Origin of the sequence: Micromonospora alfalfae (assembly GCF_022230925.1) — a bacterium.
Lineage (GTDB): Bacteria > Actinomycetota > Actinomycetes > Mycobacteriales > Micromonosporaceae > Micromonospora > Micromonospora alfalfae.
This window is the reverse complement of the sequence record NZ_JAKKFH010000062.1, coordinates 237,045-257,310: the sequence shown is the minus strand read 5'-3', so window position 1 is coordinate 257,310 and position 20,266 is coordinate 237,045. Positions and strand designations below refer to the sequence as shown.

Below are 20,266 nucleotides of genomic sequence, written 5' to 3'. Positions count from 1 at the left end.
GGCCGCCGCGCGAGTTGGCGCCACCCGGGAGCCGCGAACCGAAGAAATGCGACCGTCACGATCACCACACATGCGGCGAAGATGCCACCGACAATGATCCATCTATGCCGCCTCGTGTCCGGTGAGCATACGTCGGTAGTCGTGGTCGGAGCCTCCGCGATCCTTTCCACGGAGGCTCCGACCACTGCCGGGTGATGCGGTGTGGCTAGCTCACAGGCGCGGGTCCTGTTGGACCTTCAGGGCGTTGAGGATCGGGTCGCCCTCGCCCTTCTCCCGGAGCAGTTCGATCGTCAGGTCGCCACCGGTGTGCTCGACGGTGACAGTGTTGAGGTCCGCGGTCAGCGCACCCACCTTCGCCTGCACGTCGTGGTCGTGGAGCACGGGCTTGCCGTCGACCAGGACATCGAAGGCACGCTTGCCGGCCTTGACCTTCTCGATCTCGGCGAAGTCGAGACCGATCCGGTACTTTCCGGCGGGGGCGTTCTTGAACACGTAGCTGAACGTCTCGCCGGTCCGTTGGGTGCGCAACAGCGCGTCGTCCTCCGTGCCGGCGATGTCGGCCTTGGTGTTACGCGCCTTGCCGCCGACGTAGCCCCACGACCGCTTGCCGAGTTCCTGGTCGGGCGACCAGACGAAGCCGTCGGCACCGACGTGCCCGGACCCGCCCACGTCGACGCCCTGCCAGTAGGCCGAGGTCGCCAGGCGGACCGACTTGAGCTGGGTCTCACCCTTGCCGGCGTTCGACGCCACGAGCACGTCCCCGAGGAGCAGACCGGGCTCGACGCCGGCGTTGTCGGCCGTCGCCCTGACCGTGGTGGACTCCCCGGCCGCGAGCGTGACAGTGCCGGTTGCGGCCGCACCCGCGAGGGTCAGCCACGGAAGGTCCGCGGCCTCGTGCCCGCCGTCGCTGGTGCGCTTCTGCTCGCTGAGCCGCACCTCGAGCGGGGCGGAGCCGGTGTTGGCCACTGTCACGTCGGCCGTCGCCTTCTGGCCCTTGTCGAGGAGCCAGTCGAAGTCGGCTCCGGTGACGGTGGCGATGCCAGTGGTCAACGCCGTGTCGACCACCTCGGCCTGGTCCTTCCTGGTGATGGTCACGGGGCGGCTGGCGGTGACGTAGTTCGGCGACTCGACCTGCACGGTGTTCTCGCCGACCAGCGCCTGGGCCTTCCACCGGCCCTTCACGTCGGTCGTGATGACCCGGTCACCGGCCGGTCCCTTGAGCGTGACGATCGCGCCCTCGATCGGCTTGCCGTCGTTCTTGTCGGTGACCGTGCCCTCGATCGTGCCCGCGGCCGGAAGGGTGTACTCCAGCCCCAGACCGGCCTTCAGGACCGGTTGGTTGAAGGAGTGCTGGCCCGCGGGGTTGCGCGTCAGACTCTCCACACCGACCGTCGCCGACGACCCCCGGGTCAGGGGGTTGTCGCCGCCGACGCCGTCGCCGTACCCGATCTGGATTCGTCCGTCGGCGATCAGGGTGACCGAGAAGCTCACGCGAGCCGTCGCGTCGTTGTAGAAGGCGACGTTGCGCCACTCGATGACCTCGGCCGCCAGGCCGTCCACCTCGGTCCTGCCGAAGTAGATGCCGGCCTCGTCGTCGACGATGAGGTCGTCCCAGAACGGATAGATCGCGTCGATCGGACTGGACGTGGGCAGTGCCGTGTTGCCTCCCGACGTGTTGGCGCGGTCGAAGGTCAGCGTGCCGTTCGTCGTCACGCACACCCCGTCCCAGGCGGTGTCGTAGAACGGGAACAGGAAGCTGGTGTCGAACCACAGCACGCCGCAGAGGTCATCGCCGTGCCACCCGGACTCCTCCGTGCCCTGACGGTAGAGCCCGTCAGTCACCTTCATCGCGTACGAGCGACCGGCGGGGGCCACCGGCACGGGGCCCGGCTCCGGCTGCTCGGGCTGGGGCTCCGGCTCCGCCGCGTCTGCGCGCGGGTCGAGCGTCACGCGCAGCGCGGCGATGGTCGGGGCCTTCAGACCCTTCGAGCCCCGCAGCTCCACGGTCAGCGGTCCGCCCTCGTGCTGCACCGCGGCGGTGCGCCAGTCGGCGGTGTTCGGCCCCACGGCCGCTGCCGGGTCGTACGCGTACTCGGTCAGTGCTCCGTTCACGAGGACGTCGAACACCCGCTTGCCCTTGGCCACCTTGTCGATCTCGGCGAACCCGAAGTCGATCGCGTAGGTGCCCTTGGGCGCGTCGGGGAAGCGGTAGAACAACTGCCTGTCCGGCGTGGTGCGCTGCGACTGGAACAGGGCGTCGTCCGTCGTGCCGTCGATGCCGGCCTTCGTGGAGGCGACCTTCGTCTTCCCCTCGTAGCCCCACGCCGTCTTGCCGGCGGCCTGGTCGGCGGACCAGGTGTAGCCGGAGCCGTCGGTGAACTTCGAGCCGCCGGCGTTGACACCGACCTGGTACTTCGTGGTCGTGAGCGTCACCGGGACGTAGGTCTTGGACTGGCGTCCGGAGTCGGATCGCACCACGATGTTCGCGCCGAGGACTCCCGGTTTGGCGTCCTTCGAGGAGATGGAGACCTTGACGGTGGCCGACTCGCCCGGGGCGAGGGTGCCGCCGGTCGAGGAGAGCGCCAGCCACGGCAGGTCGGTGATCAGGTCGTCCTCGACGTCGACCAGCACGACGTCATCGGCGATCTGGTCCGCCGCCCACAGCGCTCCGGTCGCATCGGTTTCGAGGCCGCCGCCCTGGCCCACCTTCTGGCCGGGGAACCACCACGCGTTCACCAGCGAGCAGTCGTCGGGGTCGACCTGCAGCAGGCGGGTGGGCCGGTTCGACGTGAGGTCGGTGTACCAGATGGTGTCTGACGCCTGGTTGTAGGCCAGACCCATCACCTCGGGCAGCGGCGGGGTGCAGAAGGACAGCAGCGCACCCGCGTTGTCGTGCGACGTCCCGGCGACCGTCCCGATCATGCCGTTCGCCCGGCCGCCGACGTAGAACACGTCCTGGGTCGGGTTGTAGGCGAGGCCGGTCAGCTGCAGCGTGGACCAGTCACCCTTGATCTGCCGGGTCTCCTTCCCGGTCTGCCGGTCGAAGCAGTGGATGTAGCTGGCCGGGCTGTCCTCCATCTGGCACATGTCGCCGGTCTTGGTGTCCAACGCCATGTCGAACGCCCGGTACGCGGGGTTCCACGACGCGTCGAAGACCTTCCCGGTCGGCTTGCCCGTCACCGTGTAGGCGGTGTTGGTCCGCTCGATGTAGTCGTGGACCCAGACGTCGCCGTCGTACCCGATGCCGGAGGGCTCCTTTTCCGCGATCGTGCCGGGGATGGCGATCCGGGTGATGACGTCACCGCCGGCGGTCGGGCCGACCTTGGCGGCCGCCTGTGCCTCCGCCGTGCTCTTCGTCGCGGCCTTGCCGTCGACGTTCGACGGCTTCATGCCGCTCGCACCGGCCTTCCACGCGGCGAGGTCGATCGTGCTGTCCGCGCCCTTCCCAGTGCGTCCGGTGGCGCCGGTGGCGTCCAGGTCGGGGTGGCGCGCGGCCTCGCCCAGGTTGTACGTGAGGGGGGCGGACCCGTTGTTGGTCAGCGTCAGTGAGCCCGCACCGTTCTGGTCGGTGCCCAACAGCGCGTCGAGTCCGTCGGCCTTCAGGCCGGCGGCACCCGTGGTCAGACGCGCGTCGATCTTGGCGCTCGCGTAGAGCTTGTCGAGGGAGAAGGGGTACGCCGCGGTGGTGTAGTTCGGCGCGTCGACCGTCATGGTGTAGTCGCCGACCGGAAGCTGACGGTGCACGATGCCCGTCGCGGTGGTCGTGACGGTCTCGACGAGCCCCACCTTGTTCGTGAAGGAGACCTTGGCCCCGGCCACCGGCTGTCCGTCGTTCTGGTCGACGACGGTCGCGTCGAGGTACCCGAAGTCCGGCATGTCGTAGGTGACTGTCATCCCGTCGCGCAGCACCGGGGCGCTGACGGAGAACCGGATGCCGTCGACGCCGGCCCAGCCCTGGATGCCGGTGACGGCGTGCGCGCCGGCGGTCACCGGGTCGTCGGCACCGACGCCGTCGCCGTACCCGAAGATCACCGTGCCGGAGCGGGTGAGCGTGGCCGAGAAGTTGACCGGCTCCGTGTACTCCGATCGGTCGGGATAGGCCCAGAGCTTGGCGTTGCGGTACTCGACGACGAACGCGTCCTCGCCGTTGACCTTGGTGGCTGCCGTGAAGACTCCGCCGCCGGGGGCGAACTCGACGGGGGTCTGGACGTAGAACGGGAAGATGCCCGCACCGCCGCTGCCCGGTCCGGTGCTGGTGTCCGGGGAGATCACGCCGCGCAGGCCGACGCCGAGGGTGTCGTGGCTGCCGTTGTAGAGCGCGATCGGGAACGGCAGCTTGACCGTCGCCCACACGCCGCTGGTGAAGGTGACCGGGTCGGTGCCGCGCAGGTACTCACCTTCGGAGACAGCGCAGCTGTAGCCGCCCTTGTCGACGACGAGCCCGACGGGGATCTCGGTCGACTCGTTCTGCGCGCCGACGGTCAGCGGCACGGTCTTCGGCGAGAAGCAGGCGTTGGGCTCGACGTTCAGCTTGTAGCCGCCCTCGGGCACAGCGGTGATCGTGAACGCGCCGTTGGCATCCGTGCGTACCGGCTTCAGCGGCGTGTTCATGACTGTGACGTCGGCGTTCCCGACGGGCTGCTTCTTGTCGTCGACGACCCGGCCGCTGATGTCGTGCCTCGTGGCGGCCGTGAGCGGCAGCTTGACGGAGGTGTCCTGGCCGAGGGTGACAGTGACGTTGGCGGTCGCGGTCAGGTAGCCGAAGACCTTGGTGCTGAGCTGGTAGTCACCGGCCGGAAGGTTCGTGGTGAACCGGCCGTCCTTGTCGGTTCCGATCGACCGGCTGAACGGTCCGCTGATCGTCACGTCGGCGGCGGGGACGGGGGCGCCGTTGGCGGTGACGACACCGGTCAGGGTGCCGCCCGTGCGGGGTGCCAGCTCAAGCAGGCGGACGAGGTCGAGCCGGCCTTCGCCGTACATGTTGTTGAAGGCGGCGGTGCCGCCACACTCGGTGTCGTCGACGTCGACGGCCGACGCGGCGAGCAGGCGGCGGGTCTCCTCGACCTGCCCGATCAGGGTCGGGTCGTAGCTCCACAGCGCCGCGGCGGCCCCGGCGACGTGGGGTGACGCCATCGAGGTGCCGGACATCTCGACGTAGCTGTCGTTCGGGTAGGACGACCGGACAGCGTCCCCCGGAGCGGAAATCTCGGGCTTGATCCGACCACCCTCACCCTCGCCCTTGCGGGAGAACGACGCGAGCGTGCCGTCCGACGAGTACGCGCCGACGGAGTAGGCGCTCTCGGCCGAGCCGGGCGAGGAGACGGTGTCGCAGGCCGCGTAGGGCACGGTGTTGCCCGATGACCAGACGCTGAAGATACCCGCGGCGGTCCAGGCCTCGTCGATGGCCTGGAAGAAGTCGTCGAAGCTGTGCTCGACGGTCTGGCCCCACGAGTTGTTGATGATGTGGGGGCGCTTGGACGGGTCGGGGTTGTTCCCCTGGACGTCGGTCGGGGCGAGCAGCCACCAGCCGGAGCGCAGCAGCGATTCGACGCCGCTGCTGTCGCAGCAGCCGTTCGTCGCGATCCACTGCGCGTCCGGGGCGACGCCGACGTGGTTGGTGCCGTCGTCGCCGACCATGGTGCCCATGGTGTGCGTGCCGTGTCCGTTGTCGTCGCACGGTGCGTCAGCGCACGTGCCTCGGGTGGCCATCCAGTTGTAGTTGTGGTCGACGGTGCCGTCGGGCTTCGTGCCGCGGTACTGCCGCATCAGGGCGGGGTGGTCGAATTGGACGCCCGAGTCGAGGTTGGACACGGTGATGCCCGCGCCGGTGGCGCCCATGGCCCACGCCTGCGGGGCGTGGATGGCGTCCAGACCCCACGAGACGGTGCCTGCCTCGGCGGCGGCCTTCGGGGCGGCGGGGCGTGTGGCCTGGTCAGCTGGGATCTTCTCGTCCACGGGCTCGACCAGCGCGACCTGCGGCGTCGCGTGGATCTCCGCGACCTGCACCTTCGAGGCCACGTTCAGGGCGAGCTTTTCGGTGCCACCCTTGACGAGCACGGTGTTGGCGATCGGGTAGGAGGTGTATTTGACACCTGCCCGGTCGAGTTCGGTGGAGACGGATGCCAGGGAGTCCTTCGCCGCTGCGGTCAGCGCCTGGTGGACGAACTGACCGCGAGCGTTCCAGTCGGCGATCTTCTTCGCCGGCCCGAGGTCGGGTTTGGTGTCGAAGGTGATCCAGAAGTCGGAGGCCGGCTCCGAGCGGAACCGGTCCTTCAGGTTCGACGCGATCTTGTTGGCGGCCGCGCCGGAATCCGGCTCGGCGGCGGACGCCGGTGTTGGCTGGATCATGCTCAGGCCGACCGCTACGGCAAGCGTTGCCGCGAGGGCTTTGAGTCTCATGGGGGTCCTTTGTCCTACAGGGGTTGGTAGGGGTCGTGGCTCTCGTGCTCGTCGGCGTCGCGGACGTCACGGGTCTCGTGGACGTCGCGGGGGTGGGCACCATTGACGCGCGGCTCGCGCGACAGCTCGGGTGGTGGCTGGTGCTCGATGGCGGAGTCGTCCGGCGCGGCAGGTCGCTCAGGCATGAACTGCCCTACGTCTATGGATCATGAGCTCATGCTCTGGTGGCCGAGCGGCCTTCGCTATCCAGCGGATACGTCAATTTTCACGACGCGTCGTGGAGGGAGTCCTCTTCGGCGAACACTCCAGCCTCCACCGCCTTGACCGCGAGCGCGGTCCGGGAGGTCACCTTCAACTTGCGCATCGCCGCACGCAGCTGTTGGTCCACAGTGGCCGGCGACTTGGCCAGGATCCGGCTGATCTCCCGGTTCGTCTTGCCGGCGACAACGAGTTGAACCACGTCGAGTTCGCGCGGTGAGAGCTGGTCGCCGTACCCCCGTCGGCCGCCGCGCCACAATCGTGGAACCTCGGCGCCGTGTTCGCGAAGCCGTTGTGCGACACGGTCGGCATCGCCGCGGGCGCCGAGCCTGAACAGTTGCTCGTACTGTGCGCCCAGCAGCTCTCGACCCTGTTCGATCTGACCCTGCGCGATCAGCGCCTCGGCTTGACGCTCGCGGGCGAGCATGACGTCGTAGGGGCGCGGCAACGCGCTCCAGGCGCGCGCTGCCCGGTCGTACGCCGTCGCCGCCCGGGCGTGGTTTCCGGCAGCGGCGGCCAGCAGGGCACGGCAGACGGTGAGGGCGGCGCGAGGCGCAGGCGCCGTACGGCCACGCAGTCCTCTGGCGAACTGGTCGCCCAGGCGGCTCGCGGCCTTGAGGTCGCCCACGGCGAGGTGCGCCTCGATCCGGGCGGGGACGAGGTCGGTCGCCCAGACCCAGATGCCCTTTCTCCGAACGGTTTCCATCGGCTCGTTCGTGATCTGTAGCGCTCGGCCGCTGTTTCCGTCCGTCAGCCACAGTCTGGCCAGCGCGGCAGCGGCCTCCATCGTGTCGTCGGCCGCGCCGAGACGGGCAGACTCCTCAAGGACCAGCCGGAACTGCTCCTCCGCGGCGCGCCGCCGTCCGGCTGCGGCTGCCAGCCGGGCCGCGAGCCGAATGCTGCCGAGGTAGTGCGCCGGCCGGTCGCGGTCGGCATCGGCGAGTGCCGCGCCTCGCTCGGCCAGACCCTCCCACCGGCCGGTGAACCACGCCAGGTTGGCCTGTTCGAGGCGGACGTTGTGCAGCAACCGGGACGCCTGCTCGGCCTCGGCAAGGCGCATTGCCACGGCGAGGTGTGTGTCCGCGTCGGCGTACCGACCCCAGAGCAGCGCGCCGGTCCCGACATTCGCGTGGATGCGGGCCACGTCGAGACGCGCCGCCGAGGTCCCGCCGTCGGTGGGCAGGTCGGCGACGACGTCCCAGGCCTCCTCCTCGCCGAGCATCAGCAACGCCGCGGCTCGGTTACCGGCCAGGTTCAGCCGTTCGGCGGGAGAATCGGATTCGGCGGTGAGCTCGGCGGCGCGATCCAGCCAACGCCGATGGGTCGACGCCGGCCACGGTCCCGCGTACGCCCATCCCAGATAGGTCATTGCCCGAGCCGCCTCGACCGGGTCATGGTCGAGGTTGGCCACCGCCTGCTCCAGCTCGCTGAGTGCGGCCTGCGCCTCGCCTCCGGTGATCATGAGCCGACCCAGGGGGTTGCGGATCTCGGCCTGCTGGCGGGCGGAGAGACCGGGGGTCTCCAGCACCGAGCGCAGGGTACGGATCACGCGGTGGTAGACCTCGTCGACCGGTTCACGGCGGCCCAGTGCGGCAACCCCGGCGATGCGCGCTACCCGGGCCCGATCCGCCGGCGGCAACACGGCCCACGACAACAGGTCGACCAGCAGGTTCACCGCCTTGGTGTGGTCACCCGAGGCGATGGAGAGTTCGGCGCTCTGCTCGGCGTACCGGGCCCAGGACTGCGTCTCGCCCGCCTCACGGAAGTGGTGGGCGAGGCGTGCCACGGGCGGCGGTTGGATGTCCTCCAACGCCCGGCCGGCCAGCAGGTGGAAGTGTCTTCGGTCGGTCAACGGGATCGCTTCGTAGACGGCGGTGGCGGCCAGCACATGGCGGAATCGCCACTGGCCGCGGTCGTCTCCGTCCAGAATGCCGGCCTCGGCCGCCTCCGCGATGGCGCCGCGACACGCAGCTGGGGTCAGGCCGGCGGTCACCGCGACCGTCGCCACCGATGACCGCTGAGCCAACGTGGCCGCGGCTCGCAGCACCTGCTGCGCCGTCGGCGACAGACGGCCCACCCGCTCCCGGGTGGAGTCGCGCACCGTCGGCGGTACCTGTAGCTCGCGCAGCTTCAGCCGGACCCACTGCCCGTCGCGGAAGACGAGGTCGCCCCGGTCGCACATGAGGCGAACCGATTCCTCCAGCGCCAGCGGAACGCCACCGGTCCGCTCGTGCATGAACGTCGTGAACTCCTGCGATATCGGGTTGCCGTCCAGCATCGACGACACCAGAGCTGCCGTGTCATCGGGTCGCATCGGCGCCAGGGCGATCCTCAGCTGGGTCACGCCGGCGGGCAACCGGGAGGTCAGCCGCAGCAACAGCGATCCGACGTCCACCTCCTCCGGCCGGTAGGAGATGACGAGGCTGGGCCCGTCCGACTGCTGTCGTGAGGTGAGGAACAGCAGGAACTCCAGGGTCACCTCGTCGGCCCAGTGGGCGTCCTCCAGCACGAGAACGTCGACACGCTGAGCCCGGAGCAGCTCGTCCAGGGCCCGGAACAGGCGATGCCGTGCCGCCTTCGCGTCGCCCAGGGGTTGCAGTGCGGGCGGCAGGTCCGAGGACCATTCGGGAAACAGGGGTCGTAGCGCGCCCGCGAGTTCGGTCAGCCGCAATCGCGACACCGGGTGGTCGATCCCACGGAACGCGTCGACGATCGGCCCCAACGTCAGCGACTCGCGAAGCGGTGGGCACACCGAGACCAGGGCGGTGCGCTGGTCCGGTGCGGCCAACCACTCGCGCAGCAGTCGGCTCTTTCCGATCCCCGCCTCGCCCTCCACCAGCACGATCGCCGGTGGCCGGGCCAGGGCGCCCCGAAGCGCCGTCATCTCTCGATCACGACCCACGAAATGCGGCGTAGAGACCGTCGGTGAAGTCCCGTCGTCCTCGGGCGAGGGGTCGAGCATGCGTGATGATCTCGCTTTCCGGCGCTCGGGCACAAGTGCCATCCCGGCGACTCGGGTTGCGCGGTCCCCAGTCGGAGTGCCGAACGATACTCACCTCATCCCAAATGTCCGAAATAGCATAACTTGTACCTTTCTTCCTCGTTCAATCGTTGGCGGGTGCCAACACACCGAGCAGACCCGTCAATCGAACTGAACGGGGGAATCGGTGAGTTCTGTCCTGCAAAGAGTCACGACCGCATCCACAGCGATGCTGGTCGCCGGCTTGGCGACCCTGGGAGCGGGGACGCCGGCACGGGCCGCACCGGGCGACGCGAACGCGCGGGGTGTCGTCGTCGACCTGTCCGCGGAAGTGCTCGGCATCGCCGTGATCAGCGCCGACGCCACCATCGGCTCAGCCACCGCACCGGCGGCCGGCGGAACTGACACCGAGACGCTGCTGGCCATCGCGATTCCCGGTGCGCTCGGCGTGACCGCCGGCGGCACCGTCGAGGAGGTCACCGCCACCCGGGCGGCGGCCTCGTCCTCGGCGTCGTCAAGCGTGAACGGCCTGAGCTTGGCAGTCCTCGGCGTCGACGTGCTCGACGCGGCCGAGGTCACCGCCACGGCGACCTGCCCGCAGGTCGGCGCGACCAGCGCGGACACCACGCTCGTGGGCTTGGAGCTGTTCGGCTCGGCGGTGACGCTGACGGCCAACGCCCCCGCCGTGGTGGGCAGCGCAGCCGTGGTCGTACCGGGTCTGGTGGGCGCGAGCCTGAACGCCTCATTGACCCGGGTCGAGACGACAACCGCCACCGGCGCCACCGCGATCGCCGTGCGGGCAGTGCTCACCCTGTCGGGCACCATCCTCGGCGTGCCGACGACCATTCCGGTCGGGACCGTGATCGTGGCCGAGGCCGCCTGCGAGCGTCCGCCGGCTGCGCCCACCGCCGCCACGATCACGCCGGACGAAGGCCCGCAGTCGGGCGGCCAGACGGTGACCATCACCGGTACGGGCTTCATTCCAGGCGGCACCACCGTCACGTTCGACGGTGTGCCGGCGACCGGTGTCACTGTGGCGCCCGCGGGCACCTCGTTGACGGCGGTCACGCCGCCCGGCGCGATCGGCCCGGCGTCCGTCGTGGTCAGCACGGTGAACGGCGCCGCGCCGCCGCTGGGCTACACCTACCTGGCCGACGGTAGCGCGGCCGTGATCACCGACCTCACGCCGACCTCCGGGCCGACCGTCGGCGGTACGACGGTGACGATCACCGGCACCGGCTTCATCGGCGTGGCGGGCGTGGACTTCGACGGGCTGCCCGGCACCGGGTTCACCGTCAACCCGGCCGGCACCACGATCACCGTGGTCACCCCGCCGAATCCCGCAGGTCCGGCGGAGGTCGAACTCGTCTTCCCGGCCGGGCGGGTGACAGCGCCGAGCTTCACCTACATCGCGCCGACGATCACCTCGATCGTGCCGGACTCCGGCCCGAACACCGGTGGTACGACGGTGACGATCACCGGGACCGGCCTCACCGGGGCGACCGGAGTGACCTTTGGCGACACCCCGGGGACCAACCTCGTGGTGGACCCGAGCGGCACCTCCTTGACTGTGGTGACTCCGCCTGGGCCGGTCGGTCCGGTGGACGTGACAGTGCTGATCCCGGGCGCCAACGTGACCGCGCCGGACGGGTTCACCTATGTGGCGGCGGCTCCGATCGCCGCGTCGATCACACCGGACGAGGGCCCGCAGTCGGGCGGGCAGACGGTGACGGTCACCGGCGCTGGCTTCATCCCCGGTGGCACGACCGTCACCTTCGACGGGGCGCCCGCCACTGACGTCACGGTCAACGCGGACGGCACGTCGTTGACCGCTGTCACCCCGCCCGGGGCGATCGGCCCCGCTGCGGTGGTGGTGAGCACCGGGAGCGGTTCGGCGGCACCACTGGACTACACGTACCTTGCCGACGGCAGTGACGCCGACGTGACCGGCTTGACCCCGACGTCCGGGCCGACCTCCGGTGGCACCACTGTCACCATCACCGGGACCGGCCTCACCGGCGCGACCGGCGTGAACTTCGGCAACACGCCGGGAACGAACCTCGTCGTGGACCCGAGCGGCACCTCACTGACAGTGGTCACCCCGCCCGGCCTGCCTGGCCCGGTGGACGTGACGGTGCTCCTGCCCGGTGACGACGTCGTCGAGCCGGACGGGTTCACGTACCAGATCGCCCCGCCGGTCATCGACGAGCTGAACCCGGGTCAGGGGCCGGCCTCTGGCGGCACGACCGTGACCGTCGGTGGCTCCGGCTTCGTCCCAGGTCGGACCGTTGTCACCATCTGCGGCCAGACCATCGCGGCGAGCCTGGTCACCGTGGCACCGGACGGGCGTTCGTTGACCTTCCGTACGCCGGCCTGCGTGGCCGGGAACACCACTGTGGTGGTGAGCGTCGACGGGCGCGCCTCCAACGCGCTGACCTTCCGCTACGTGCCGCGGATCCTGCCGGTTACGGGTGACACCGTTGCCGCGCCGCTGAGCGTCGGCGCGTTGCTGGCGCTCCTCGGCATCGTTCTGGTGCTGCTAACCCGGCGCCGGCAGCGTGCCGGTCGCATCGGCTGACCAGCAGTCCCGGCCAGGGCCCAACCCGGGCCCTGGCCGGGGCGAACAACGCGGCGGGCACTCGTTCAGCCCGCCGGGAACACAGCAACCATCGGCCCACCTTGGCGCTCACTCATAGCCGACGTGGACGATCAGCTTGCCCTCCCTGGGGGTGGCCCCCACGTAGACAGACGCCGGGCCGAACAGGGTCCAGGTCAGCCGGTGAAGGGCTCGGGTCCGAGGCGGCCCCAGGCCACGAACGCGGCCATCACGAGGTAGATCAGATTCAGCACGATGAACCTCGCCTCGCCGTAGCGCAGGTGGGTGATCATCGCGCCGACCATCAGCAGGATCCAGCAGATGGCGGTGACCGTCACCAGCACCGGTGCGATGTCCAGCACCGCGGGCAGGACGAGACCGACCGCGGCCAGGAGCTCAAGGATGCCGAGGGCCTTGACGAAGCCCACGCTGGCGTCGCCGGTCCACCCGCCGCCGTTGGCCGCGGCCAACTTCTGCTTGGGTACGAATGTCTTGGTGATGCCGCCGGCCAGGGCGAGTGCGGCCAGCAGTCCGGCCGTGATCCACAGTGCCAGGTTCATGCGTTTCCCTCCGTATCGGGTCGCTCAGGAGACACCACCGGCCGGTTCGCTGTGACAGCTCGTCGAGTGACGGAGAGCACGGGCGTCCGGCGTCACGGACGGCGGGTGGCCGGTGTCTGGTGGGCAACGCGGTCGAGTTCGACGAGACTGGAGGACGCATGGATGTCGGGGGCGGAATCATGGGAGCGGACAACCGGGGGGACCGGGCCGTCGACGCGTTCGTCACCCACCGGAACCTGCTCTTCACCGTCGCGTACGAGATGCTCGGCTCGGCCGCCGACGCGGAGGACGTACTCCAGGAGACCTGGCTGCGGTGGGCGGACGCGGATCTTCCGTCGGTGCGGGACCAGCGCGCCTACCTGGTCCGGATCACCACCCGACTGTCGCTCAACCGGCTGCGTGCGGTCGGCCGGCGCAGGGAGTCCTACGTCGGCTCCTGGTTACCCGAGCCGCTGTTGACCGCACCGGACGTCGCCGACGACGTCGAACTCGCCGAGAGTGTCTCGATGGCGATGCTGCTGGTGCTGGAGACGCTGGCACCGACCGAGCGGGCGGTGTTCGTTCTCCGTGAGGTCTTCGACCTTGGATACGACGAGATCGCCGAGGCGGTCGGCAAGAGTTCGGCGGCGGTCCGTCAGATCGCCCACCGTGCGCGGGCGCACGTCGCCGCGCGCCGGCCGCGCGGGATGGTCTCCTCGGCGGACACCCGGCGGGCGTTGGACGCGTTCCGGCGGGCGGTCGAGACCGGCGACGTGCAGGGCCTGCTCGACGTCCTCGCGCCGGATGTGGTGCTCCTCGGCGACGGCGGCGGGATCAAGCAGGCCGTGCTGCGGCCTGTCGCCGGAGCCGACAAGGTGGCCCGCCTGCTGTGCAGCACACACGCCAGGGTCGCCACCATGTCGCTGCACCCTGCCCAGGTCAACGGTCACCCGGCGCTGGTTCTGCGGCTCGACGGCGCGGTCGACACGGTCCTCGCGCTGCGTATCGACGACGGTTTCATCAGCGGTGTCTACGCTGTGCGCAACCCCGAGAAGTTGTCGCACATGCGGCGTGAGACCACCCTGCGGCGGTGACTGGGGGCTAGTACGGGGGCGTGGGCGTCTCCGGTGACCGGTGGCGGGAGCGTCGGGCGTCCGCCGCGGCGACGCCGAGCAGCACCACGGCGGCGACCGCGCCCGCGGTGAGCGGCTGGAGGTGCAGTGCTACCGGGATCAGCAGGCCGAAGGCCACCAGGCCGGCCAGCCGGGACCGGGACACCCGACCGAAGACCTGGTATTCGAGCGCCGATCGTCCGGCGAGGAAGAGCACCGGGCCGCCGAAGATGGCGATGAGCCAGGTCGCCGGGAGGTGCCCGAGCGGCTCGGCGATGAACAGTTCGAAGCCGACGCCGGTGAGCACGATCCCCGCGATCATGACCATGTGGGCGAACGCCATGTCGGTGGCGAGCCGGGCCGGGTTACGGGAACGGTCGACGGCGGTGCCCAGCATCCCTCCCGCCACGTGGAAGTAGATCCGCCAGAGCAGGACGGTGCTCGCCAGCGCCAGGACGAACCCACCCGTCTGGTCGGTGTGGAACTCGCTGCCGCTGAAGGCGAGGCCGATGACGAAGATCGCCTCGCCGAGAGCGATGAGGAGGAACTGTTGGTACCGCTCGGCCAGGTGCTCGGCCGCGATCATCTGGACGCCGAGCCGTTGCGCGCCGAGTCGGGGGGTCGGCCAGCCGAGGAGCAGCCCGGTGTAGTCGGTCAGCACGGCGAGGGTCCAGAGTGCCCCGCGAACCGTGCCGTCGTTTACCAGCCCGCCGACGACCCAGAGCGGTGCGCTCAGGCCGAACCAGAACAGGACCCGGATCGACTGTTGGGGGTCCGGCCGGCCGTGCCCGGCGACGTGGAAGAACACCACGCGGCCGATCTGGAGGGTCACCAGCGTGATGGCGAAGAGTGCGGCGCGTGCGCCGAAGCCGTTGGGCACGGCGACGGCCATCGTCATGGCGCCGACCAACGTCATGATGATGACGGTCTGGACGATCGGGGCGTCCGGGTCCAGCCAACTCGTCGACCAGACCGTCAGCGACCAGACCGCCCACAGCGCCAGGAACAGCAGCAGAGCCTGGCCGAGACCCGCGTACGCGCCGCGTTGGCCGTCGGTGAAGTCGGCGATCAGCCGCGCGGAGATCCGGGTGAGGGCGAAGACGAAGACCAGGTCGAGGAAGAGCTCCAGAAAGGTGGCCCGCTGGCGGGTGGCTTCGCTGCGCAACAGTCCGTCGGGGGTTTTCCTCATCGGCTCGCCACGCGCCGGTGTCGCCGAACGATCACGGGCCCTCCCGTCGCGGTGATCTCCATGCCTAACGAGCCAGCGTGCGGCTGTGGCACGTGGAGCGAAGGGGCCGGCGACAGACAACAGTCACCAATCCGTCACCCGACCGCCACGGCAGGTGTACGCCTCTACGCTCGTGGACGTGCCCGGACCTGCCGAGAAGGCCACTGAACAGGACCGGCGTGACCTCATCGTCACTGTCGCGCGAGAGTTGGCCGAGACGGAGGGCTGGGCGGGTGTGACCACCCGACGGCTCGCCGAACGAACCGAGATCGACATGGGTGACATCTATCGGCACTTCGCCGATCTGGAGGCGCTGATCGCCGCGGTCGCGGTGTGCGCCTTCGCCGATCTGGCCGCCGACCTCGCCGAGGCGCACGCGGAGACCGCCGGGAGCCCGGAGGGGGTCTGGCCGGCGGTCGCGACCGCGTACCTCGACTTCGCGTACACGAATCCTGAGGTCTATGACGCGATGCTCGCGCTGACCCCCGACCTGGCCCTCGGCGTGGATGGTGTGCCGGCCGCGCCGCGGGCGGTCTTCGCCGAGCTGCGGGCGGCCCTGACCCCGCTGGCCGAGGGACGGGACCCGGACACCCTCGCCGAGGTGGGTTGGAGCCTGCTGCACGGCGTGGTGATGCTCACCCGCGGTGGCCGGCTGCGACCCGAGGGGCAGGAGGACCGCGAGGCGTTGATCGCGCAACGGTTGCTGCGGTGGCCCTGACCAGGCCACCGCCGAACTCCCCGGATCCTGGTCAGTTGATGGGCTGGCGGTCGGCCGGGCCCTTGTCGGTGAACCGGAACGTGGTGTTCAGCTTGGCGTTGCCCAACTCCTTGAGGACGAGGCCGTTGCCGGGGAGGTGCTGGAGGACACGGGTCTCGCTGCCGATCGTGTACGTGCCGTCGCCCTTGGCGATGATGGTGAACCGCTGGATCGGGTCGTCCTGGTCGCAGACGACGGCCCCGATTGTCAGTTCGGGCTCGATGTCCAGGCCGTTCACCTGCCAGCAGGACGGGTCGTCGTTGGCGGGGTGGCCGTCCTTCGTGCCGAACGCCCTGATCACGTACCGGTCGCCGCCGATCGGTGTCGGCACGAACAGGATGCGACCGCCGGCGTCGCCGCCCTCCTCAAGCCGCCCGCTGATCTCCAACGGCTTCCCCGAACCCTGCACCCGGGTGATGGTGACCTCGCGCGTGCCGGACAGCAGTGGGTCGCTCGCCGCTGCCGATGGCGTGGTCGGCGCCGCTGCCGTCGGCGCGCCTGTCAGGGCGCCCGACGGAGTCGGCGTGCCCGCCGCCTTGTCCGCACCGCCCTGGCACGCCACCAGCACACTGGCGCAGGCCAGCATCGCCGCGCCGGTGACCCACTTCATGGTGGCCATGCCGCACTCCTCAACAGCCGTCCCGAACCTGGGCGGAAATCATCATGGATGTCGCCTCCGCATGACGACGGCCGCGCCGGAACGGTTCACGAAAATCCGGAAGATCTCACGTCGATCTCCCGCCTATCCTGTCTCTCGGTCTTGGCGGCGGTGGCACGGGGAGGGCATGGCATGACGGTCGGCGTGGCGGCGCGACGACAGGCGCAGGTGCTGATCTTCGATGCGGACGACACGTTGTGGGAGAACAACGTCGTCTTCGAGCGGGTGATCGACGACTTCCTGGGCTGGCTGGACCACCCGACCCTGGACCGGGCCGCGTTGCGGTCCGTCCTCGACGACATCGAACGGGCCAACGCGGTGGCGCACGGGTACGGCAGCAAGGTCTTCCTGCGCAGCCTGGCGGAGTGCCTGGAGCGGCTGCGCGAGCGGCCGGCCACCGACTCCGAACGTCAGGAGATCGACCAGCTGGCGGTGGCCCTCGTCGAGCACCAGGTGGAGCTGATGCCCGGGGTGGCCGACGCGCTCGACGAGCTGGCCGGTCGACACGAGTTGCTGCTGCTCACCAAGGGCGATCGGGAGGAGCAGCAGCGCAAGCTGGACGCCTGCGGTCTGCTGCACCACTTCGGCGCCGCGCACATCGTCGCCGAGAAGAACGTCGACACGTACCGGTGGCTCATTCGGGAGCACGGCTTCGCGCCGGACGACGCGTGGATGATCGGCAACTCCCCGAAGTCCGACATCCTGCCGGCGCGGGCCGCCGGGTTGAACGCGGTGTTCATTCCGAACGCGAACACCTGGGTGCTGGAGGATGACGAGCTGGACCCGACCGACGGCGGGGTGCTGCGGCTCGCCGCGTTCCGGGACCTGCTGCGCCACTTCTGACCGTACCGAAGCCAAACAGCGTCGGCGATCATGGTCGCGTTACGCCAACCTGCCCGATTTTCATCGTGGGATCAGTCCTGCCGCCGGTCGTCCGACGCGGCTTGTCCGGCCGGTCGGGGCGCGCCTAACCTGGTTCGGCGCTCACGGCCCTCCGGGGTGTGTCGGGAGCGCGTCGGCGTTCGGCGGGTGAGCACCGTGGAGCTGAGTGCGAAGTGGCTGGCTCACCCCGTTCTGGCGTGTGGCGTCGTGCCACGCCCGCGCGGCGGGGTGCCGGAGCTGTCCGCTTCCCTGCCGGACGGCCGAGGGTCAGGGCCGGGTAGTTGCGGACCCGGTCCTGACCCGGCCCGCGAATCGTTCGACAGCTCCGAGCGGGGCAGACCGCGCGCCGGTTCGACTGTCAGGATGGCGGCATGAAGCGCAGATCTCTCCTACTCGGCGCGGCGGCGGGCCTGGTCGCCCCGGCCGTGCTCACCCCGCCCGCGCCCGCACTCGCGGCGGTGGGGCCGAGCGTCGGCACGGCCCCGGCGCCGCGACCCCTGCCGAGGTGGCAGCCCCAGAACCGGGCCAGCGCATTGACAACGCTGCCGGCGGAGACGAAGCAGGTGATCATCGTCGGCGCCAGCAGCTACACCACCACCTACGCCACGCTGGAGGCGTTCGTGCGGGTGCGGAGCACCTGGCAGCCGGCCTCGGCGTCGTTGCCCGCCCGGATCGGCTCGAAGGGCTTCAGCGACAACCACGTGGAGGGTGTGCCGACCACGCCGACCGGCGTCTACTCGATCGGCCCCACCATGTACGGCATCGACGCCAACCCGGGCGTGCGCTTCCCCTACCACCGGCTGGTCAGCGGTGACTGGTGGAACGAGAACCCGTCGTCGGCGCTCTACAACACCTTCCAGCACAGTGCGACGAACCCGGGCGGGGCCAGCGAGGCACTGTGGAAGGAGGTCCCCGCGTACACGCACTTCGCGGTGATCACCTACAACATGCCGCCGAACGTGCCGAAGCCGGTGCCGAACGCGGGCAGCGGGATCTTCCTGCACCAGTTCAGCACCAGCGCCGGCAACGCCACCGCTGGTTGCGTCTCCCTCGCCCACGATCACCTTGTCGACGTGCTCAACTGGCTGGACCCGGCGCTGTCACCACGCATCGTGCTCAGCCCGTACGCCCAGCTCAGCCGATACTGAGAGCCGCCGCGGCTCAGCCGTCCTCGCGCCGGACGATCGCCACCGCCACCCGGCAGAACTCGTCCATGTCCGGGTTGAACCCGGCAGCGATGTCGGGATGCAACCCGGAGCGGGTCTCCTCCAACAGCCGCTGGCAGACCTGCTCGACCGGTTCGCCGGCGTAGCCGGAGCGGACCCGCTCGGTGGCCGCCTGAAGCGCCGAGGTCAGCTGCTCCTCCAGCGGGCCGCGCAGCTTCTGCTGCACAGGATCGAGCCCGCGGGGGTCGAGCGTGACATGTGGCTCCGACATCGGTGCTCCCTTCGTCGGCGTCCGCGATACCCCACCGCGGACGTCGGTCAAACCCCGGTCGGTGCGGCGGCGACCCGCACCTGGTACGAGAACTCCTCCGCCGGCTCCTCGTGGTACGACAGCCGACGGATCTGCCGGTCGTCGTCGTAGAGGGCGACGTCCACCAGCACGCCGAGGTGGGCGAGGCCGATGCTCGACACCCGCTTCTTGTCCTGCAACACCGCGCAGACGCCGCCGAGCAGGGTGCTGGCGTCGGACGTACGGTGCCCGGGCGGGCAACGCAACACCAGGTCCACCTCGATCGGCCCGGGCAACGGCGTCCAGCCGGTGCGTTGGGCCGCGGCGAGGGCGGCCTGGAGCAGGGTGCGGACCCTCGTCGCCTGCCGGTGCCCGGCGGCGAAGATGGACAACGCTTCGGTCTTGACCGGTGGCAGGCCGCTCACCTCGAACGTCAGGGCGAGAGCGCGGGTGTCCTGCACGACGGCACCTCCTCGTTGGGACGATCCTGCCGAACCGGGGGAGCGGCGGGGGGACGTTCCCGCGATTACCAACCGATCGGGCAGGCATGGGTCGGCCGGAGGCGTGTCGACGGCGGCGGCGAACGCGCCGGCTACGGCGCTAGGAAAACGCTAGCCGACGACGCCCGCGCTCGGTAGTCGGTCGTTCACCCGGTGGGGCGTGGGGCGAAGGCGCAGAACTCGTTGCCCTCGGGGTCGGCCAGCACCCACCACCAGTGCGCCTCGTCGAGAGGCTCCCGCAGCAGGGTCGCGCCCGCCGCGATCAGCGCCATTGGCTCCGGGTCGACCAGGTCGACGTCCCAGTGCAGCCGATTCTTGACCGTCTTGGGCTCGGCCACCCCGACGAACACCCAGTACTCCCACGGGAACCCGGCCGCGCCGGCCACCGACGAGGTGCTCAACTCGTGCTCGACGGTGCCGCCGACCACCCCGGCCCACCAGGTCGCCTGCGCAACCGGGTCGGTCGAGTCGACGACCAACTCGAACGGGCCCGGCAGGGCACCGTCGCGAGCCGGGAACGCGCAGAACTCGTTGCCCTCCGGGTCGTCGAGCACCCACCAGGACGCCTCACCGCCTGGGTCGCGTACCAGTTGGGCGCCGTCCGCGAGCAGCGCCGCCGGGTCCGCGTCGGCCAACCGCAGATCCAGGTGTACGCGGGTCTTGCCGACCCGAGGCTCGGGCACCTTGTTCACCCAGATCGACTCGGCGTTGGAGCGCGCGGAGCGCGGGTCCACCCGGGTGTCGTCGTCACCGGCATCGGCCACGTCACCGTCGAGCATGCGGGCCCAGAAGCCGCCGAGTGCGAGCGGGTCGTTGGCGTCCAGACAGAGATCCTTGAAGCGCGCGATCATGCTTCCAGCATGACTGGTGGGAGCGGATGTGTCCGGGCAGACGGTGCTGGG

Annotated in this window: 14 protein-coding genes; 5 read left to right on the top strand and 9 right to left on the bottom strand. The window is 70.1% G+C overall.

The window, feature by feature from the left end:
• Positions 1–210: 210 nt before the first annotated feature.
• The 3 genes from MED01_RS34090 to MED01_RS34080 form a co-directional block, all read right to left on the bottom strand.
• Positions 211–6,399, bottom strand: a complete 6,189-nt coding sequence (locus MED01_RS34090; protein WP_238672604.1) for a S8 family serine peptidase — start codon at positions 6,397–6,399, stop codon at positions 211–213.
• 14 nt (positions 6,400–6,413) lie between these two features.
• A complete protein-coding gene (locus tag MED01_RS34085; RefSeq protein ID WP_238672602.1) occupies positions 6,414–6,584 on the bottom strand; it encodes a hypothetical protein in 171 nt (56 codons plus the stop codon).
• 80 nt (positions 6,585–6,664) lie between these two features.
• The gene (locus tag MED01_RS34080) at positions 6,665–9,559 is read right to left on the bottom strand and encodes an ATP-binding protein (protein WP_238672600.1); all 2,895 of its coding nucleotides are present in this window, start codon (positions 9,557–9,559) and stop codon (positions 6,665–6,667) included.
• 307 nt (positions 9,560–9,866) lie between these two features.
• Between MED01_RS34080 and MED01_RS34075 the strand changes: the two genes are divergently transcribed.
• The gene (locus MED01_RS34075; protein ID WP_238672598.1) at positions 9,867–12,215 is read left to right on the top strand and encodes an IPT/TIG domain-containing protein; all 2,349 of its coding nucleotides are present in this window, start codon (positions 9,867–9,869) and stop codon (positions 12,213–12,215) included.
• Positions 12,216–12,409: 194 nt separating this feature from the next.
• On the opposite strand, the gene MED01_RS34070 is transcribed toward MED01_RS34075, so the two are convergent.
• Entirely contained in the window at positions 12,410–12,793 is a 384-nt protein-coding gene (locus MED01_RS34070) for a DoxX family protein (protein WP_238672596.1), read from the bottom strand.
• A gap of 158 nt (positions 12,794–12,951) precedes the next feature.
• Between MED01_RS34070 and MED01_RS34065 the strand changes: the two genes are divergently transcribed.
• Complete coding sequence (locus MED01_RS34065; RefSeq protein WP_238672594.1) at positions 12,952–13,866, top strand: RNA polymerase sigma-70 factor; 915 nt, start codon at positions 12,952–12,954, stop codon at positions 13,864–13,866.
• Positions 13,867–13,873: 7 nt separating this feature from the next.
• Here MED01_RS34065 and MED01_RS34060 read toward each other — a convergent pair whose 3' ends face one another.
• A complete protein-coding gene (locus tag MED01_RS34060) occupies positions 13,874–15,073 on the bottom strand; it encodes a low temperature requirement protein A (protein WP_238672593.1) in 1,200 nt (399 codons plus the stop codon).
• Between the two features lie 178 nt (positions 15,074–15,251).
• Between MED01_RS34060 and MED01_RS34055 the strand changes: the two genes are divergently transcribed.
• Positions 15,252–15,830 (top strand): TetR/AcrR family transcriptional regulator, encoded by a 579-nt coding sequence (locus tag MED01_RS34055; RefSeq protein WP_112602341.1) that lies wholly within the window; start codon positions 15,252–15,254, stop codon positions 15,828–15,830.
• Positions 15,831–15,861: 31 nt separating this feature from the next.
• On the opposite strand, the gene MED01_RS34050 is transcribed toward MED01_RS34055, so the two are convergent.
• Positions 15,862–16,488, bottom strand: a complete 627-nt coding sequence (locus MED01_RS34050) for a hypothetical protein (RefSeq protein ID WP_238672591.1) — start codon at positions 16,486–16,488, stop codon at positions 15,862–15,864.
• Between the two features lie 171 nt (positions 16,489–16,659).
• Here MED01_RS34050 and MED01_RS34045 point away from each other — a divergent pair, with 171 nt between their 5' ends.
• Positions 16,660–17,370 carry an HAD family hydrolase gene (locus MED01_RS34045; protein WP_238672589.1) on the top strand — a complete coding sequence of 237 codons (711 nt, stop codon included), beginning with the start codon at positions 16,660–16,662 and terminating at the stop codon, positions 17,368–17,370.
• Between the two features lie 410 nt (positions 17,371–17,780).
• A complete protein-coding gene (locus tag MED01_RS34040; protein WP_238672587.1) occupies positions 17,781–18,557 on the top strand; it encodes a L,D-transpeptidase family protein in 777 nt (258 codons plus the stop codon).
• Positions 18,558–18,570: 13 nt separating this feature from the next.
• On the opposite strand, the gene MED01_RS34035 is transcribed toward MED01_RS34040, so the two are convergent.
• The 3 genes from MED01_RS34035 to MED01_RS34025 all read right to left on the bottom strand — a co-directional run bounded on the left by MED01_RS34035 (position 18,571) and on the right by MED01_RS34025 (position 20,215).
• On the bottom strand, positions 18,571–18,846 hold the full coding sequence (locus MED01_RS34035; RefSeq protein WP_238672586.1) for a hypothetical protein: 276 nt from the start codon (positions 18,844–18,846) through the stop codon (positions 18,571–18,573).
• 47 nt (positions 18,847–18,893) lie between these two features.
• Positions 18,894–19,325, bottom strand: a complete 432-nt coding sequence (locus MED01_RS34030) for a RusA family crossover junction endodeoxyribonuclease (protein WP_238672585.1) — start codon at positions 19,323–19,325, stop codon at positions 18,894–18,896.
• A 185-nt stretch (positions 19,326–19,510) separates the two neighbouring features.
• Positions 19,511–20,215, bottom strand: coding sequence for a VOC family protein (locus MED01_RS34025; RefSeq protein WP_238672584.1), 705 nt, complete (start codon positions 20,213–20,215; stop codon positions 19,511–19,513).
• Positions 20,216–20,266 lie beyond the last annotated feature (51 nt).

Coding starts and splice junctions, on each gene's coding strand:
- MED01_RS34045 (WP_238672589.1), top strand. CDS start 16,660: ATGACGGTCGGCGTGGCGGCGCGACGACAGGCGCAGGTGCTGATCTTC.
- MED01_RS34035 (WP_238672586.1), bottom strand. CDS start 18,846: ATGTCGGAGCCACATGTCACGCTCGACCCCCGCGGGCTCGATCCTGTG.
- MED01_RS34025 (WP_238672584.1), bottom strand. CDS start 20,215: ATGATCGCGCGCTTCAAGGATCTCTGTCTGGACGCCAACGACCCGCTC.
- MED01_RS34090 (WP_238672604.1), bottom strand. CDS start 6,399: ATGAGACTCAAAGCCCTCGCGGCAACGCTTGCCGTAGCGGTCGGCCTG.
- MED01_RS34065 (WP_238672594.1), top strand. CDS start 12,952: ATGGATGTCGGGGGCGGAATCATGGGAGCGGACAACCGGGGGGACCGG.
- MED01_RS34085 (WP_238672602.1), bottom strand. CDS start 6,584: ATGCCTGAGCGACCTGCCGCGCCGGACGACTCCGCCATCGAGCACCAG.
- MED01_RS34070 (WP_238672596.1), bottom strand. CDS start 12,793: ATGAACCTGGCACTGTGGATCACGGCCGGACTGCTGGCCGCACTCGCC.
- MED01_RS34050 (WP_238672591.1), bottom strand. CDS start 16,488: ATGGCCACCATGAAGTGGGTCACCGGCGCGGCGATGCTGGCCTGCGCC.
- MED01_RS34060 (WP_238672593.1), bottom strand. CDS start 15,073: ATGAGGAAAACCCCCGACGGACTGTTGCGCAGCGAAGCCACCCGCCAG.
- MED01_RS34075 (WP_238672598.1), top strand. CDS start 9,867: ATGCTGGTCGCCGGCTTGGCGACCCTGGGAGCGGGGACGCCGGCACGG.
- MED01_RS34040 (WP_238672587.1), top strand. CDS start 17,781: ATGAAGCGCAGATCTCTCCTACTCGGCGCGGCGGCGGGCCTGGTCGCC.